At 61.9% G+C, this 18230-nt stretch carries 13 protein-coding genes, 1 tRNA gene and 1 pseudogene; all 15 read right to left on the bottom strand.

What is annotated here, in order from left to right; all coding sequences use genetic code 11:
* Window positions 1-107 (bottom strand): GTP-binding protein (locus tag HWX55_RS35430; RefSeq protein WP_033477657.1); only part of this gene is annotated, 107 nt, incomplete at its 3' end.
* Window positions 108-148: 41 nt separating this feature from the next.
* Window positions 149-2251 carry an elongation factor G gene (fusA, locus tag HWX55_RS35425; protein ID WP_044849034.1) on the bottom strand — a complete coding sequence of 701 codons (2103 nt, stop codon included), beginning with the start codon at window positions 2249-2251 and terminating at the stop codon, window positions 149-151.
* A gap of 123 nt (window positions 2252-2374) precedes the next feature.
* On the bottom strand, window positions 2375-2845 hold the full coding sequence (rpsG, locus tag HWX55_RS35420; RefSeq protein WP_006477195.1) for a 30S ribosomal protein S7: 471 nt from the start codon (window positions 2843-2845) through the stop codon (window positions 2375-2377).
* 172 nt (window positions 2846-3017) lie between these two features.
* The gene (rpsL, locus tag HWX55_RS35415) at window positions 3018-3398 is read right to left on the bottom strand and encodes a 30S ribosomal protein S12 (protein WP_006400662.1); all 381 of its coding nucleotides are present in this window, start codon (window positions 3396-3398) and stop codon (window positions 3018-3020) included.
* Window positions 3399-3624: 226 nt separating this feature from the next.
* Window positions 3625-5472 carry a DNA helicase RecQ gene (gene recQ, locus HWX55_RS35410; RefSeq protein ID WP_124557465.1) on the bottom strand — a complete coding sequence of 616 codons (1848 nt, stop codon included), beginning with the start codon at window positions 5470-5472 and terminating at the stop codon, window positions 3625-3627.
* Window positions 5473-5749: 277 nt separating this feature from the next.
* Window positions 5750-9991: a DNA-directed RNA polymerase subunit beta' gene (gene rpoC / locus HWX55_RS35405; protein ID WP_124680366.1), complete on the bottom strand. Its 4242-nt coding sequence runs from the start codon at window positions 9989-9991 to the stop codon at window positions 5750-5752.
* A 21-nt stretch (window positions 9992-10012) separates the two neighbouring features.
* Window positions 10013-14119 (bottom strand): DNA-directed RNA polymerase subunit beta, encoded by a 4107-nt coding sequence (gene rpoB, locus HWX55_RS35400; RefSeq protein ID WP_124557464.1) that lies wholly within the window; start codon window positions 14117-14119, stop codon window positions 10013-10015.
* A 381-nt stretch (window positions 14120-14500) separates the two neighbouring features.
* The gene (gene rplL / locus HWX55_RS35395) at window positions 14501-14875 is read right to left on the bottom strand and encodes a 50S ribosomal protein L7/L12 (protein WP_006477198.1); all 375 of its coding nucleotides are present in this window, start codon (window positions 14873-14875) and stop codon (window positions 14501-14503) included.
* Window positions 14876-14938: 63 nt separating this feature from the next.
* Window positions 14939-15436, bottom strand: coding sequence for a 50S ribosomal protein L10 (gene rplJ, locus HWX55_RS35390; protein ID WP_011546647.1), 498 nt, complete (start codon window positions 15434-15436; stop codon window positions 14939-14941).
* 308 nt (window positions 15437-15744) lie between these two features.
* Entirely contained in the window at window positions 15745-16443 is a 699-nt protein-coding gene (gene rplA, locus HWX55_RS35385; RefSeq protein ID WP_006482906.1) for a 50S ribosomal protein L1, read from the bottom strand.
* A complete protein-coding gene (gene rplK / locus HWX55_RS35380; RefSeq protein ID WP_006477201.1) occupies window positions 16444-16875 on the bottom strand; it encodes a 50S ribosomal protein L11 in 432 nt (143 codons plus the stop codon).
* Window positions 16876-17016: 141 nt separating this feature from the next.
* Window positions 17017-17574 (bottom strand): transcription termination/antitermination protein NusG, encoded by a 558-nt coding sequence (nusG, locus tag HWX55_RS35375; protein WP_006400672.1) that lies wholly within the window; start codon window positions 17572-17574, stop codon window positions 17017-17019.
* A 1-nt stretch (window position 17575) separates the two neighbouring features.
* Window positions 17576-17956: a preprotein translocase subunit SecE gene (secE, locus tag HWX55_RS35370; protein WP_006482892.1), complete on the bottom strand. Its 381-nt coding sequence runs from the start codon at window positions 17954-17956 to the stop codon at window positions 17576-17578.
* A gap of 42 nt (window positions 17957-17998) precedes the next feature.
* Window positions 17999-18074 (bottom strand) — tRNA-Trp (locus HWX55_RS35365).
* A 59-nt stretch (window positions 18075-18133) separates the two neighbouring features.
* Window positions 18134-18230, bottom strand: a pseudogene (locus tag HWX55_RS35360) (elongation factor Tu); the annotation flags it as partial.

Raw genomic sequence — 18230 nt, 5'->3', positions numbered from 1 at the left:
AGAACCGTCGTGATCGCTGCCGTCAGCGTCGTCTTGCCGTGGTCAACGTGACCAATCGTACCAACGTTCACGTGCGGCTTGGTCCGCTCAAATTTACCTTTTGCCATGATTCTCTTCTTTCAAAAATTATCGGTTGGTAGCTGCAGATTTACTTCGACTTCGCGCTGATGATCGCTTCGGCAACGTTGCGCGGAGCTTCAGCGTAGTGCTTGAACTCCATCGTGTACGTTGCACGACCTTGCGTCAGCGAACGCAGCGACGTCGAGTAACCGAACATTTCCGACAGCGGCACTTCGGCGCGCACGATCTTGCCGCCGCCGACCATGTCTTCCATGCCCTGGACGATACCGCGACGGCCCGACAGGTCGCCCATCACGTTGCCCATGTAGTCTTCCGGCGTCTCGACTTCGACAGCCATCATCGGCTCGAGGACGACCGGGTTCGCCTTGCGCATCGCTTCCTTGAACGCCATCGAACCGGCCATGCGGAACGCGTTTTCGTTCGAGTCAACGTCGTGGTACGAACCGAACGTCAGGTGAACCTTCACGTCGACGACCGGGAAGCCAGCCAGCACGCCCGACTTCAGCGTGTCCTGGATACCCTTGTCGACCGCCGGGATGTATTCGCGCGGAATCACACCACCCTTGATCTCGTCGAAGAACTCGTAGCCCTTGCCTTGTTCGTTCGGCTCGAGCGTGATGACCGCGTGACCGTACTGGCCGCGACCACCCGACTGCTTGACGAACTTGCCGTCGACATCCTTCGCCGTCGAACGGATCGTTTCGCGGTACGCAACCTGCGGCTTGCCGACGGTCGCTTCCACGCCGAATTCACGCTTCATCCGGTCGACCAGAATTTCGAGGTGGAGCTCGCCCATGCCCGAAATGATGGTCTGGCCCGACTCTTCGTCGGTCTGCACGCGGAACGACGGGTCTTCCTGAGCCAGACGGTTCAGCGCGAGGCCCATCTTTTCCTGGTCGGCCTTGGTCTTCGGCTCGACTGCCTGCGAAATCACCGGCTCCGGGAACACCATGCGTTCGAGAACGATCGGGTTCGCCGGGTCGCACAGCGTGTCGCCCGTGGTCGCTTCCTTCAGGCCGACCGCTGCGGCGATGTCGCCTGCGCGGACTTCCTTGATTTCTTCACGCTGGTTCGCGTGCATCTGCAGAATACGGCCGAGGCGTTCCTTCTTGCCCTTGGTCGAGTTCAGCAGCGTGTCGCCCGAATTGACGACGCCCGAGTACACACGGAAGAAGATCAGCTGGCCGACGAACGGGTCGGTCATGATCTTGAACGCGAGCGACGAGAACTTCTCTTCGTCCGACGCCTTGCGCTCGGCTTCTTCGCCGTTTTCGAGTTCGCCCTTGACCGGCGGGATGTCGACCGGCGACGGCAGGAAGTCGATCACGGCGTCGAGCATACGCTGCACGCCCTTGTTCTTGAACGCGGTACCGCACAGCATCGGCTGGATTTCGCACGCGATCGTACGATCACGCAGCGCCTTGACGATGTCGGCTTCCGGCAGATCGCCTTCTTCCAGGTACTTGTTCATCAGGTCTTCGCTGGCTTCGGCAGCCACTTCGACCATCTTTTCGCGCCATTCCTTGCAGGTTTCCGCGAGCTCGGCCGGGATGTCGACGTAGTCGAACTTCGTGCCTTGCGACGCTTCGTCCCAAATGATCGCCTTCATCTTGATCAGGTCGACCACGCCCTTGAAGTTTTCTTCCGAGCCGATCGGCACCACGACCGGAACCGGGTTCGCCTTCAGGCGCAGACGGAGCTGGTCGTAGACCTTGAAGAAGTTCGCGCCGGTACGGTCCATCTTGTTGACGAACGCGAGACGCGGCACCTTGTACTTGTTCGCCTGGCGCCACACCGTTTCCGACTGCGGCTGCACGCCGCCCACTGCGCAGTACACCATGCACGCGCCGTCGAGCACGCGCATCGAGCGCTCCACTTCGATCGTGAAGTCGACGTGGCCCGGGGTGTCGATGATGTTGATGCGGTGTTCCGGATAGTTGCCGCCCATGCCCTTCCAGAAGGCCGTGGTAGCAGCGGACGTGATCGTGATGCCACGTTCCTGTTCCTGCTCCATCCAGTCCATCGTGGCTGCGCCGTCGTGGACTTCACCGATCTTGTGGTTCACACCGGTGTAAAACAGAATGCGCTCGGTCGTCGTCGTTTTGCCGGCGTCGATGTGAGCGCTAATACCGATATTGCGGTAGCGCTCGATAGGAGTCTTGCGAGCCACTTTGATCCTCTACTGGGATGACGTGATGCAGCCCTGCCGCATCACGCCTCAACACAAACGGGCGAGGCGCCTGAAAAGCGCACCCGCCCGGAATTTATTTCCGCAAACAGCCCTGCCAGGCGCTTAGAAACGGAAATGCGAGAACGCGCGGTTGGCTTCTGCCATGCGGTGAACTTCGTCGCGCTTCTTCATCGCGCCGCCACGGCCTTCGGCCGCTTCGGAGAGTTCACCTGCCAGGCGCAGGGCCATCGACTTCTCGCTGCGCTTCTTCGCAGCCTCACGCAGCCAGCGCATCGCCAATGCCATACGACGCGACGGGCGCACTTCGACCGGAACTTGATAGTTGGCACCACCAACGCGACGGCTCTTCACTTCGACCACCGGCTTCACGTTGTTGAGCGCAACCGTGAACACTTCCAGCGGGTCCTTGCCACCCTTGGTCTGGATTTGTTCGAATGCGCCATAAACGATGCGCTCTGCGACCGACTTCTTGCCGGACAGCATCAGCATGTTCATGAACTTGGCAACATCAACGTTACCGAACTTCGGATCCGGCAACACTTCCCGCTTGGGGACTTCGCGACGACGCGGCATGATTCTTCCTTTACTTGTTCAGTTGGAGCTGGATTCAGCTCCGCGGCCACCAACAAACCCGATCACATCTTCACGACTAACCAGCTTGGCCGGGTGACCACTTACTCGACAGCACCGGCAATCCGGCACTCCCGCCTTGACCGCCCTGCGGCGATCCCTGATCAAAAACTGCTTACTTGGCAGCCTTTGCACGCTTCGCGCCGTACTTCGAACGCGCTTGCTTACGGTCCTTGACGCCCTGGGTATCCAGCGAGCCGCGAACCATGTGGTAACGCACACCCGGCAAGTCCTTCACACGGCCGCCGCGGATCAGCACAACCGAGTGTTCCTGCAGGTTGTGGCCTTCACCGCCGATGTACGAAATCACTTCGAAGCCGTTCGTCAGACGAACCTTGGCGACCTTACGGAGTGCCGAGTTAGGCTTCTTCGGCGTCGTCGTGTACACACGGGTGCACACGCCGCGACGCTGGGGGCAGTCCTGCAGGGCCGGGCTCTTGCTCTTCGTCGTTTCCGACTGACGGCCTTTGCGAACCAGTTGGTTGATGGTTGGCATTGTTTATTCCTGAAATTGAACAAAATCTGCACGCCGATTTCGGGCAAAGCGAGAATCGACGCACAGTTGACTTCCGAACCGGCGAATCGGGTGCGAACTGTCGAACGCGACTCGGCCCACCGAATACCGGAACCCAGCATGATATTCCGGAAATGCCAACTAAGTCAACGGCTTGCGTGATTTGCCGGCCGAGCGCGCGGTTTACAGCAGGGGTCGGAACGCTGTGTCAGGCCGATTCGACGACGTCGATGATCTCGTCGCCGAAGCGCTCGAGCTTGCGCACGCCCATGCCGGGGATGTGGCGCAGGTCCTCGATCGTCTCCGGCGCGTTGCGCGCGATTTCGGCGAGCGTCGCGTCGTGGAAGATCACGTAGGCCGGCACGCCGTCCGTCTTCGCGGTTTCCGCGCGCCAGGCGCGCAGCGCGTCCCACCGTGCGCGCTCGCGGGCGCCCATGCCGGCCGTCGGGTCGACGCGCGTGCCGCTGCGGCTCGACGACTGGCGCGTGCGCTGCGGCTTCACGTAGCGGCGCAGCGTGACCTTTTCCTCGTTCTTCAGCACCGGCTTCGCGGCCTCGGTGAGCACCAGCGCGCCGAAGCCGCCATGATCGACGGCCAGGTAGCCGTACGCGACCAGCTGCCGGAAAATCGCGCGCCACTCGGGCTCGGACAGCGCCGCACCGATCCCGAACGTGCTCAGCTGGTCATGGCCGCGCTGCAGCACCTTCTCGGTGCGGCCGCCGCGCAGGATCTCGATCAGATGGCTCGCGCCGAAGTTGAAGCCGCTTGCGCGCTGCGCGCGGAACACGCACGACAGCGCCATCTGCGCCTCGCGCGTCGCGTCCCATGAATCGGGCGGCTCGAGGCACGTGTCGCAGTTGCCGCACGGCTGGCTCGCCTCGCCGAAGTAGTTCAGCAGCCGGACGCGGCGGCACGAGATCGTCTCGCACAGCCCGAGCAGCGCGTCGAGCTTCGACGTCTGCACGCGCTTGTGCGCGTCGTCCGCGTCCGACTCGTCGATCATCTTGCGCTGTTGGACGACGTCGCCGAGGCCGTACGCCATCCACGCGTTCGCGGGCATCCCGTCGCGGCCCGCGCGGCCGGTTTCCTGGTAGTAGCCTTCGACGCTCTTCGGCAAATCGAGGTGCGCGACGAAGCGTACGTCGGGCTTGTCGATGCCCATGCCGAACGCGATCGTCGCGCACATCACGATGCCTTCCTCGCGCTGGAACATTTCCTGGTGCTTCTGCCGCACCTCGAACTCCATGCCCGCGTGATACGGCAGCGCGCGCACGCCCTGCGCCTTCAGCCATTCGGCTGTTTCCTCGACCTTGCGGCGCGACAGGCAATAGACGACGCCGGCGTCCGTCGTGCCGTCGGCATTCGTGTGCTCGGCGCGGATGAAGTCGAGCAGTTGCGAACGCGCGTTGTCCTTTTCGACAATCCGGTAGCGGATGTTCGGGCGGTCGAAGCTCGACACGAACACGCGCGCGTCGTCGAGCGCGAGACGATGGATGATTTCGTCGCGCGTGATCGCATCGGCAGTGGCGGTCAGCGCGATGCGCGGCACCGACGGGAAGCGCTCGTGCAGCACCGACAGCTGAATGTATTCCGGGCGGAAATCGTGCCCCCATTGCGACACGCAGTGCGCTTCGTCGATCGCGAACAGGCCGATCTTCGCGCGCTCGAGCAGCTCGAGGAAGCGCCCGGTCATCAACCGCTCCGGCGCGACGTACAGCAAATCGATTTCGCCTTCGCGCAGCGCGCGCTCGGTGGCCGCGGCCTCGGCGCCCGACAGCGTCGAATTCAGGTAGGCCGCGCGCACGCCGACTTCGCTCAACGCGGCGACCTGGTCCTGCATCAGCGCGATCAGCGGCGACACGACGATGCCGGCGCCCTGCCCAGCCTCGCGGCGCAGCAGCGCGGGGATCTGGTAGCACAGCGACTTGCCGCCGCCGGTCGGCATCAGCACGAGACAATCGCCGCCGCCGGCGACGTGCTCGACGATCTCGCCCTGCTGGCCGCGAAAGGCGGAGTAACCAAAGACTTCGTCGAGTATTTCGAGGGCGCGGGACATGAATGAGACCAGGGACGGCTAAACGATGACCGCAATTTTAACAACCCGCTCGCGCGACGCGTGGCGAATCGCACGATGTTGGCCATTCGGTCAGGGTTCGTTCGCGTGCATCACGGGCCTGTCGCGGTCATGCCGAACGCGATCGCGGCGCATGCGCCGGCGCGGCACAGGCACGTCATGCGCGGGAACGAAGGATGAAAAAAAACCGCCCGGCAGAACCGGGCGGTTTCGGTGACAGCGATGATAGCAAGGCAACGCGGCTTGCGCCGCGCCGCGCTTACTCGGCTGCCGGGTGTTGCGGCTCTTCCGCCGGCGCGCTCGGCGTGCCGAAGTCGAATGCCTCTTCCGCTGCGATCTGGTCGAAACGCTCGCGATCCGACGATTCCTTCGCCTTGCGTGCCTTGTGGAACGCGAGACCCGTACCGGCCGGAATCAGACGGCCGACGATCACGTTTTCCTTCAGGCCGCGCAGATCGTCGCGCTTGCCCATGATCGCCGCTTCGGTCAGCACGCGGGTCGTTTCCTGGAACGATGCCGCGGAGATGAACGAGTCGGTCGACAGCGACGCCTTCGTGATACCGAGCAGCACGTTGTCGTACGAAGCCGGACGCTTGCCCTCGGCGATCATGCGATCGTTCTCGTCCAGCATGTCGGAACGCTCGACCTGTTCGCCCGGGATGAAGCGCGTATCGCCGTTGTCGGTGATCTGCACACGACGCAGCATCTGGCGAACGATCACCTCGATGTGCTTGTCGTTGATCTTCACGCCCTGCAGACGGTACACGTCCTGCACTTCGTCGACGATGTAGCGCGACAGCGCCTCGATACCCTGCAGACGCAGGATGTCGTGCGGATCGGCCGGACCGTCCACGATCATTTCGCCCTTGTTGACGACCTGGGCATCGTGAACCAGAACCTGCTTTTCCTTCGCGATCAGGAACTCGTGCTGGTTGCCCTCGAGGTCCGTGATGACGAGACGCTGCTTGCCCTTCGTGTCCTTGCCGAACGACGTCGTACCGGTGACTTCCGCGAGAATGCCGGCATCCTTCGGCGAACGCGCTTCGAACAGTTCCGCCACCCGCGGCAGACCGCCGGTAATGTCACGCGTCTTCTGCGCTTCCGTCGGGATACGTGCGAGCACTTCACCGACCTGCACCTGCTGGCCATCCTTCACGGTGATCAGCGCGCCGACCTGGAAGCCGATCTGCACTGCGTGCTCCGTGCCCGGAATCTTCACTTCCTCGCCGTTCGCGTCGAGCAGCTTCACCTGCGGACGCACGCTCTTCGAAGCCTGCGAACCGCGGCGCTTCACGTCGATCACGACCAGCGTCGACAGGCCGGTCACGTCGTCGATCTGCTTCGCGACGGTCACGCCTTCCTCGACGTTCTCGAACTTCACCGTACCACCGTACTCGGTGATGATCGGACGCGTCAGCGGATCCCACGTGGCGAGCTGCGTGCCGGCCTTGATGGTCGCGCCGTCGAGCTGCAGCAGCGTCGCGCCGTACGGCACTTTGTGACGCTCGCGCTCGCGACCGAAGTCGTCGGTGATCATCGCTTCGCCCGAACGGGAAATGACGATCTGCTCGCCCTTCGCGTTCGTGACGTAGCGCATCGTCGCCGTGAAGCGGACGATACCGTTGCTCTTCGCTTCGACCGACGAAGCCACTGCCGCACGCGATGCCGCACCACCGATGTGGAACGTACGCATCGTCAGCTGCGTGCCCGGTTCGCCGATCGACTGCGCCGCGATCACGCCGACCGCTTCGCCGACGTTCACGAGCGAGCCGCGGCCGAGGTCGCGGCCGTAGCAGGCCGCGCACAGGCCGTAACGCGTTTCGCAGGTCAGCGGCGTGCGCACGCGCACTTCGTCGATGCCGAGGCGTTCGATTTCCTCGACCGCCGTTTCGTCGAGCAGCGTGCCCGATTCGTACAGCGTTTCCTGCGTTTCCGGATTCACGACGTCCGCGACCGCGACGCGGCCGAGGATACGGTCGCGCAGCGCTTCGACGACTTCACCGCCTTCGACCAGCGCCTTCATCGCCACGCCGTTCGACGTGCCGCAATCGTCTTCCACCACGACCAGATCCTGCGTGACGTCGACCAGACGACGCGTCAGGTAACCCGAGTTCGCGGTCTTCAGTGCCGTATCAGCCAGACCCTTACGTGCACCGTGGGTCGAGATGAAGTACTGCAACACGTTCAGACCTTCGCGGAAGTTCGCGGTAATCGGCGTCTCGATAATCGAGCCGTCCGGCTTCGCCATCAGGCCACGCATACCGGCCAGCTGACGAATCTGCACCGCCGAACCCCGGGCGCCCGAGTCGGCCATCATGTAGATCGAGTTGAACGACTCCTGGCGCGTCTCGTTGCCGTCGCGGTCCGTCACCGGCTCCGTCGACAGCTGCTCCATCATCGCCTTGCCGACCGCTTCCGACGTTGCCGACCAGATGTCGACCACGTTGTTGTAGCGTTCCTGCGCGGTGACGAGACCCGACATGTACTGGCGGTCGTACTCCTTCACCTTCTTCGCGGCGTCGCCGACGATCGTTTCCTTCTGCGGCGGCACGAGCATGTCGTCCACGCAGATCGAGATGCCGGCACGCGTCGCGAGACGGAAACCCGACTGCATCAGCTGGTCGGCGAACACGACCGTCGCACGCAGACCGCACTTGCGGAACGCCGTGTTGATCAGGCGCGAGATTTCCTTCTTCTTCAGCGGCTTGTTCAGCACCGAGAACGGCAGGCCGTGCGGCAGGATCTCCGACAGGATCGCGCGACCGACGGTCGTCGCGTACAGCGAGATCTTCGGCACGAACGGCGGTGCGCCTTCCGACGTGTCTTCGTTGTGGACCATTTCGGTGATCCGCACGTTGACGCGCGAGGCCAGCTCGACTTCCTTGTTCTCGTACGCGCGGATGACTTCCGACACGCCCGTGAACGACAGGCCTTCGCCCTTGCCGTTGACCGCTTCGCGGGTCGCGTAGTACAGACCCAGCACGATATCCTGCGACGGCACGATCGACGGATCGCCGTTGGCCGGGAACAGCACGTTGTTCGACGCCAGCATCAGCGTGCGCGCTTCCATCTGCGCTTCGAGCGACAGCGGCACGTGAACGGCCATCTGGTCACCGTCGAAGTCGGCGTTGAACGCCGCGCAGACGAGCGGGTGCAGCTGGATCGCCTTGCCTTCGATCAGGACCGGCTCGAACGCCTGGATACCGAGACGGTGCAGCGTCGGCGCACGGTTCAGCATCACCGGGTGCTCGCGGATCACCTCTTCGAGGATGTCCCACACCACCGGCGTCTGGTTCTCGACTTCCTTCTTCGCAGCCTTGATGGTCGTGGCAACGCCCATCACTTCCAGCTTGTTGAAGATGAACGGCTTGAACAGTTCGAGCGCCATCAGCTTCGGCAGACCGCACTGGTGCAGCTTCAGCGTCGGGCCGACCACGATGACCGAACGGCCCGAGTAGTCGACGCGCTTGCCCAGCAGGTTCTGACGGAAACGACCGCCCTTGCCCTTGATCATGTCGGCGAGCGACTTCAGCGGACGCTTGTTCGCGCCCGTCATCGCCTTGCCGCGACGACCGTTGTCGAGCAGCGAGTCGACGGCTTCCTGCAGCATCCGCTTTTCGTTGCGGACGATGATTTCAGGCGCCTTCAGCTCGAGCAGACGCTTCAACCGGTTGTTACGGTTGATCACGCGGCGATACAGGTCGTTCAGGTCCGACGTCGCGAAACGGCCGCCGTCCAGCGGCACGAGCGGACGCAGTTCCGGCGGCAGCACCGGCAGCACTTCGAGGATCATCCACTCGGGCTTGATGCCCGAACGCTGGAATGCCTCGAGGACCTTCAGGCGCTTCGCGTACTTCTTGATCTTCGCTTCCGAGCCGGTGTTCTTCAGCTCGGTGCGCAGCGTCTCGACCTGCTCGTCGATATTGATCGCGCGCAGCAGTTCACGCACACCTTCCGCGCCCATCTCGGCACGGAATTCGTCGCCGTATTCCTCGACCTTGTTGTAGTAATCCTCTTCGGTCATGATCTGCCGCGCCTTCAGCGGCGTCATGCCCGGTTCGATCACCACGTACGCTTCGAAGTACAGCACGCGTTCGATGTCGCGCAGCGTCATGTCGAGCACCATGCCCAGACGCGACGGCAGCGACTTCAGGAACCAGATGTGCGCGACCGGCGAGGCCAGTTCGATGTGGCCCATCCGTTCGCGACGCACCTTCGCCAGCGTCACTTCGACGCCGCACTTCTCGCAGATCACGCCGCGGTGCTTCAGACGCTTGTACTTGCCGCACAGGCACTCGTAGTCCTTGATCGGCCCGAAGATCTTCGCGCAGAACAGACCATCGCGTTCCGGCTTGAACGTACGGTAGTTGATGGTCTCCGGCTTCTTCACTTCGCCGAACGACCACGAACGGATCTTGTCGGGCGAGGCCAGACCGATCTTGATCGCGTCGAAAACTTCTTCCTGTTGGACTTGCTTGAATAGATCGAGCAGAGCTTTCATTGCTTTCTCTCCGTAGTCCGATTAATTGCGGTCGAGATCGATATCGATACCGAGCGAGCGGATTTCCTTCACGAGCACGTTGAAGGATTCCGGCATGCCTGCATCGATCACGTGGTCGCCCTTGACGAGGTTTTCGTACACCTTCGTCCGGCCGGTCACGTCGTCCGACTTCACCGTCAGCATTTCCTGCAGCACGTAGGACGCGCCGTACGCTTCGAGCGCCCACACTTCCATTTCACCGAAGCGCTGGCCACCGAACTGCGCCTTACCACCCAGCGGCTGCTGCGTGACGAGCGAGTACGGGCCGGTCGAACGCGCGTGCATCTTGTCGTCGACCAAGTGGTGCAGCTTCAGGTAGTGCATGTAGCCGAGCGTCACGCGACGTTCGAACATTTCACCCGTGCGGCCGTCGTACAGGCGGACCTGGTTCTTCGACGGGTTCATGCCGAGCTGTTCGGCGATGTCGTCCGGGAACGCGAGGTCGAGCATCTTGCCCATTTCTTCCTCGGTCGCACCGTCGAACACCGGCGTCGCGAACGGCACGCCTTCGCGCAGGTTCTTCGCGAGTTCGAGGATCTCGTCGTCGGTGAAGCTTTCCAGATCTTCCTGGCGGCCCGACTCGTTGTAGATCTTCGTCAGGAACACGCGCAGTTCCTCGATCTTCGCCTGACGCTGCAGCATTTCGCCGATACGCCAGCCGAGGCCCTTCGCGGCCCAGCCGAGGTGCACTTCCAGAACCTGACCCACGTTCATCCGCGACGGCACGCCGAGCGGGTTCAGCACGACGTCTGCCGGACGGCCGTCGGCCATGTACGGCATGTCTTCGATCGGGACGATCTTCGACACGACACCCTTGTTACCGTGACGGCCTGCCATCTTGTCGCCAGGCTGCAGACGGCGCTTCACCGCGAGGTACACCTTGACCATCTTCAGCACGCCCGGCGGCAGTTCGTCGCCTTGCGTGAGTTTCTTGCGCTTCTCTTCGAACGCGAGGTCGAACTGGTGACGCTTCTCTTCGATCGAGTTCTTGATCGCTTCGAGCGATGCCGCTGCTTCGTCGTCCGCGAGGCGGATGTCGAACCAGTGGTAGTGGTCGAGATCTTCCAGGTAAGCCTGGTCGATCTTCGTGCCCTTCGCGAGCTTCTTCGGACCGCCGTTCGCGACCTTGCCCACGAGCATGCGCGCGAGACGCTGGAACGCGTCGCCTTCCACGATGCGCAGCTGGTCGTTCAGGTCGAGACGGTAGCGCTTCAGTTCGTCGTCGATGATCTGTTGCGCACGCTTGTCGCGCTGGATGCCTTCACGCGTGAACACCTGGACGTCGATCACGGTGCCGCTCATGCCCGACGGCACGCGCAGCGACGTGTCCTTCACGTCCGAAGCCTTCTCGCCGAAGATCGCGCGCAGCAGCTTCTCTTCCGGCGTCAGCTGGGTCTCGCCCTTCGGCGTGACCTTGCCGACCAGCACGTCGCCCGCTTCGACTTCCGCACCGATGTACACGATGCCCGATTCGTCGAGACGGCCGAGCTGGACTTCCGCCAGGTTCGAGATGTCGCGTGTGATTTCTTCCGGCCCGAGCTTCGTGTCGCGTGCAACGACGTTCAGCTCTTCGATGTGGATCGACGTGTAGCGATCGTCCGCGACCACCTTCTCCGAGATCAGGATCGAATCCTCGAAGTTGTAGCCGTTCCACGGCATGAACGCGATCAGCATGTTCTGGCCGAGCGCGAGCTCGCCCAGGTCCGTCGACGCGCCGTCGGCCAGCACGTCGCCGCGCGAGACCTTGTCGCCCATCTTCACGATCGGACGCTGGTTGATGTTCGTGTTCTGGTTCGAACGCGTGTACTTGATCAGGTTGTAGATGTCGACACCGACTTCACCTGCGACCGCTTCGTCGTCGTTCACGCGAATCACGATACGGCCTGCGTCGACGTAGTCGACCACACCGCCGCGGAACGCCTGGACCGTCGTACCCGAGTCGACCGCGCAGGTGCGCTCGATGCCCGTACCGACGACCGGCTTTTCCGGACGCAGACACGGCACGGCCTGACGCTGCATGTTCGAACCCATCAGTGCACGGTTCGCGTCATCGTGCTCGAGGAACGGGATCAGCGACGCTGCCACCGACACGATCTGCGACGGTGCGACGTCCATGTACTGGATACGATCCGGCGTGACCATCATCGTTTCGCCGGCTTCGCGCGACGACACGAGTTCGTCGATCAGCGTGCCGTTCTCGTCGATCGCGGCGTTCGCCTGGGCGATCATGTAGCGGCCTTCCTCGATCGCCGACAGGTAGTCGATCTGGTCGGTCACCTTGCTGTCCACGACCTTGCGGTACGGCGTCTCGAGGAAGCCGTACTCGTTCAGGTGCGCGTACAGTGCGAGCGAGTTGATCAGGCCGATGTTCGGACCTTCCGGCGTTTCGATCGGGCACACGCGGCCGTAGTGGGTCGGGTGCACGTCGCGGACTTCGAAGCCTGCGCGCTCGCGCGTCAGACCGCCCGGGCCCAGCGCGGAAACACGGCGCTTGTGCGTGATTTCCGACAGCGGGTTGGTCTGGTCCATGAACTGCGACAGCTGCGACGAACCGAAGAACTCGCGGATCGCCGACGAAATCGGCTTCGAGTTGATCAGGTCGTGCGGCATCAGGTTTTCGCTTTCGGCCTGGCCGAGGCGTTCCTTGACCGCGCGCTCGACACGCACGAGACCCGCGCGGAACTGGTTTTCCGCCAGTTCGCCGACGCAACGCACGCGACGGTTGCCGAGGTGGTCGATGTCGTCCACTTCGCCCTTGCCGTTGCGCAGCTCGACGAGGATCTTGATCGTCGCGAGGATGTCGTCGTCCTGCAGCGTCATCGGGCCGACGATCTCGTCACGGCCCACGCGGCGGTTGAACTTCATGCGGCCGACCTTCGACAGGTCGTACGCTTCTTCGCTGTAGAACAGACGGTTGAACAGCGCCTCGACCGCTTCTTCGGTCGGCGGCTCGCCCGGACGCATCATGCGGTAGATCGCGATGCGCGCGGCCGTCTTGTCGGTCGTTTCGTCGACACGCAGCGTCGACGAGATGTACGGACCCTGGTCCAGATCGTTCGTGTAGAGCGTCTGGATGTCCTTGATGCCCGCTTCGCGCAGCTTCTCGAGCACGCTTTCCGTGACTTCGTCGTTCGCGCTCGCGATCACTTCGCCGGTGTCGCCGTCGACGACGTTCTTCGCCAGCACGCGGCCGAGCAGATAGTCTTCCGGCACCGAGATGAACTTGGTCTTCGCGGCTTCGAGGTCGCGAATGTGCTTCGCGTTGATCCGCTTGTCCTTCTGGACGATGACCTTGCCGTCGCGATCCGTGATGTCGAAACGCGCGACTTCACCACGCAGGCGCTCGGGCACGAACTCGAGTTGCGCGCCTTCGTCCATCAGCGTGAAGTTGTCGAACACGAAGAAGTTCGCGAGGATCTGTTCCGGCGTCAGGCCGATGGCCTTCAGCAGGATCGTGACCGGCATCTTACGGCGACGGTCGACGCGGAAGTACAGGATGTCCTTCGGATCGAATTCGAAGTCGAGCCACGAGCCGCGGTACGGAATGATCCGTGCCGAGAACAGCAGCTTGCCCGAGCTGTGCGTCTTGCCCTTGTCGTGTTCGAAGAACACGCCCGGCGAACGGTGCAGCTGCGAGACGATGACACGCTCGGTGCCGTTGATGACGAACGAGCCCGTCGGCGTCATGAGCGGAATTTCGCCCATGTACACTTCCTGCTCCTTCACTTCCTTGACGACCGGCTTGTTCGGCGATTCCTTGTCGAGGATGACGAGGCGGACCTTCGCGCGCAGCGCGGAGCAGTACGTCAGGCCACGCTGCTGGCATTCCTTGATGTTGAATGCCGGCGAGGACAGCGCATAGCTCACGAACTCGAGGCGCGCGAAACCGTTGTGCGAAACAATGGGAAATACCGATGTGAACGCGGCCTGCAAACCCTCAGGCTTACGTTGCGTCGCGGGCACATCGGCTTGCAGAAACGTGCTGAATGATTCAAGCTGGGTAGCCAGCAAGAACGGAACTTGGTGAACGATGGGGCGCTTCGCGAAACTCTTGCGAATGCGCTTCTTCTCGGTGAAGGAATATTGCATACGATCTCCGAATCACGGCGGGTGCTATCGAGGCGGAATACCTGGACGTTTCAAACCCGAGTGTTCACCGACTGAGACCCGATGGCCGTTCGACGGCTTGAACGAGCCGAGAAGCTTGGTGGTTGGCCGCTACCAACCGCTGGCTGACGGCAGCGGATGCCTGTGTTGCCCGCTACCCGACCAAACTTGCCTTCTGCAGTCGCTTCAGAAGACAAAGAGAACCGCCAATCGTGAGTGATCCATCACAACGATCAGGCGGTTTTCTTTGGCTTCTGGGGCCGATTATTCGGGCTCCCGAATGAGTGCCAGAATAACGACCCCACAAAGCACAAAAAGGCCGGCGGTGAAAATACCGCCAGCCTTCGCACAGCGCGCCGAAACTTACTTGACTTCGACCTTCGCGCCAGCTTCTTCCAGCTTCTTCTTGGCTTCTTCAGCAGCAGCCTTGTCGACGCCTTCCTTGACGGGCTTCGGTGCACCGTCAACCAGGTCCTTCGCTTCCTTCAGGCCCAGGCCCGTCAGTTCGCGAACGGCCTTGATGACCGAAACCTTGTTGGCGCCGGCTTCAGCCAGGACGACCGTGAATTCGGTCTTCTCTTCTGCTGCAGCAGCTGCGCCGCCGCCTGCCGGGCCAGCGACTGCCACTGCAGCTGCCGACACGCCAAACTTCTCTTCGAACGCCTTGACCAGTTCGTTCAGTTCCAGAACGGTCATCCCTTCGACTGCTGCCAGGATGTCTTCTTTTGCGATTGCCATTTGAAATACTCCTAAATTGAATTCGGATACAGCCAGCGATCAGTAACGCTGATGCACGTTCGCTTACGCAGCTTCCGCTTGCTTCTTCTCGGCCAGCGCGGCGAGAGCACGCGCGAAGCCCGAAACAGGCGATTGCATAACGAACAGCAGCTTCGAGAGCAGTTCTTCGCGGCTCGGGATGCTTGCCAGCGCTTGCACGCCAGCCTTGTCCATCACCTTGCCATCGAACGAACCAGCCTTGATGACCAACTTTTCATTGCTCTTGCTGAAGTCGTTGACGACCTTGGCAGCAGCAATGGCATCTTCCGAGATGCCGTAGATCAGGGGACCAGTCATCTGCTCTGCCAGCGGAGCAAAAGGCGTACCTTCGACGGCGCGACGCGCCAGCGTGTTCTTCAACACGCGCAGGTAAACCTGTTGCTCACGCGCTTTCGCGCGCAGCTTGGTCAGATCGCCAACCGCAATTCCACGATACTCAGCCAGCACAACGGTCTGGGCCTTCGCGACTTGCGCGGAAACCTCAGCGACGACGGCTTGCTTGTCTTCTCTATTAAGCGGCACGGTTAGCCTCCAGAAACGATACGTTTGGCGTGGCCGGTATGGCCGAAACCTCACGTACCTCGTTCAACAACGGCGTCCGACCTCGTTAGGAGTATTTCCACCTCACGCCGCGAATCGCTTCGCGGCCTGCGGCTTCACCACTGCAAAACTTTTTCGGGTTCGCCATCTGCGTTGGCTTGAATTAAGGGATCGCCTGCCTGCTGCGCCCCACCAACGGTCTTTGATAACCGGTTGTTCGCCCTGCTGCACGAACAACCGCCCAAAGCCCATGTAGGCCGCCTCGCGAACGAAGCGGCCCGAATACTTGCTTACTGCGCTGCCAGCGTAGCCTGGTCGACACGCACGCCGACGCCCATCGTGCTCGACAGTGCGATCTTGCGCAGGTACACGCCCTTGCTCGTTGCCGGCTTCGCCTTCTGCAGCGCTTCGATCAGCGCCGACAGGTTCGAACGCAGCGCGGTCGGCTCGAACGATGCACGGCCGATGGTCGCGTGGATGATACCGGCCTTGTCGACACGGAATTGCACCTGACCAGCCTTCGCGTTCTTGACGGCGGTTGCGACGTCCGGCGTGACCGTACCGACCTTCGGGTTCGGCATCAGGCCGCGCGGGCCGAGGATCTGGCCGAGCGTACCGACGATACGCATCGTGTCCGGCGAAGCGATCACGATGTCGAAGTCCATCTGGCCAGCCTTGATCTGCTCAGCCAAGTCTTCCATACCGACGATTTCCGCGCCTGCTGCACGTGCCTGCTCAGCCTTTTCGCCTTGCGCGAACACGGCAACGCGAACCGACTTGCCCGTACCTGCCGGCAGAACGACCGAACCACGAACGACCTGGTCCGACTTCTTCGCATCGATGCCGAGCTGGACTGCGACGTCGATCGACTCGTCGAACTTCGCGCTCGCGCATTCCTTCACGAGGCTCAGTGCGTCTTCGATCGCGTACAGCTTCTGACGGTCGACCTTGGCGGCAAATGCCTGACGGCGCTTGGAGATCTTAGCCATTTACACGCCCTCCACAGTGATACCCATCGAGCGTGCGCTACCAGCGATGGTGCGAACGGCTGCGTCCAGATCAGCTGCCGTAAGGTCCGGCATCTTGGTCTTCGCGATTTCTTCGGCTTGAGCGCGCGTGATCGAACCGACCTTGTCGGTGTGCGGCTTGCTCGAGCCCTTGTCCACCTTCGCCGCCTTCTTGATCAGGACGGTTGCCGGCGGCGTCTTCATCACGAACGTGAAGCTCTTGTCAGCGAATGCCGTGATGACCACCGGCACCGGCAGACCCGGCTCCATGCCTTGAGTCTGCGCGTTGAACGCCTTGCAGAACTCCATGATGTTCAGGCCGCGCTGGCCCAGTGCCGGACCGACCGGCGGCGACGGGTTGGCTTTACCTGCAGGGATCTGCAGCTTGATAAAGCCGATAATCTTCTTTGCCATTTGAAACCTCATTGGAACGCCGGAGAAGGCGTTCGGTGAGTGATAACGCGCGTTCGCCGCTGGCTACTGACGCTCCTCAACGGCCATGACGCGGGCCGTAAGCGCGAAGGTGGGCAGCCGAGGCTGCCCACCGAATCGGGATCAAACTTTTTCGACCTGACCGAACTCGAGTTCGACCGGGGTGGAGCGGCCAAAGATGGTGACCGACACACGCACGCGCGATTTCTCGTAGTTGACTTCTTCGACGGTGCCGTTGAAGTCCGTGAACGGACCTTCCTTGACACGCACCATCTCGCCGACTTCGAACAGGGTCTTCGGGCGCGGCTTTTCGACGCCTTCCTGCATCTGCGACATGATCTTCTCGACTTCCTTCGGGGAAATCGGGGTCGGGCGGTTACGCGCACCGCCGACGAAGCCGGTGACCTTCGCGGTGTTCTTCACGAGGTGCCACGTTTCGTCCGTCATTTCCATCTCCACCAGCACGTAGCCGGGGAAGAAACGACGCTCGGTCACAGCCTTGTGGCCGCCTTTGACTTCGACCACTTCTTCGGTCGGAACCAGGATCTGACCGAATTTGTCCTGCATGCCAGCACGTTCGATGCGCTCTTGAAGCGCACGTTGCACGCTCTTCTCCATACCGGAGTAGGCGTGCACGACGTACCAACGCTTTCCGCTCGGGGATGCCGGAGTATCGCTCATATCATTTCCAACCCAGAATCGCCGAGAAAATCACCCATTCGATCGATTTGTCGCTCAACCAGAGGAAAATCGCCATCACGAGCACGAAACCGAACACGACGAGTGTGGTTTGCGTTGCTTCCTTGCGGGTGGGCCATACGACCTTCCGGACTTCCTTGTACGAATCCTTGGCAAACGCGATGAGGCTCTTGCCAGGGGCGGACATCAGCCCGACGGCCACGCCGGCGATGATACCTACCGCCAACGCGGCACCGCGGACATACCACTGCTGATTGGCCAGCCAGAAGAAGCCCACGAATCCGGCCAACACCAGCAATACGCCCAGGGCCAGCATCAGCTTATCGCCGGAGGTATTTACAGTTTCGACGGATGGATTCGCCATAACACCTTAAAACAAATGCCACGTGGGACACGTGGCGATTTTTGGCAGGGGCAGAGGGAATCGAACCCCCAACCTTCGGTTTTGGAGACCGACGCTCTGCCAGTTGAGCTATACCCCTAAACCATGCTGGGGCCGGCTGACGCCAGCCCCAAAACTGTCGATCAACGAATAACTGGCTTACTCGATGATCTTGGCGACGACGCCGGCGCCGACGGTACGGCCGCCTTCGCGGATCGCGAAGCGCAGACCTTCTTCCATCGCGATCGGAGCGATC

The sequence above is a fragment of the Burkholderia sp. BCC1047 genome (assembly GCF_902833155.1).
Classification (GTDB): Bacteria; Pseudomonadota; Gammaproteobacteria; order Burkholderiales; family Burkholderiaceae; genus Burkholderia; species Burkholderia sola.
The sequence above is the reverse complement of the archived record's forward strand: the minus strand, read 5'-3'. Positions and strand labels throughout refer to the sequence as shown.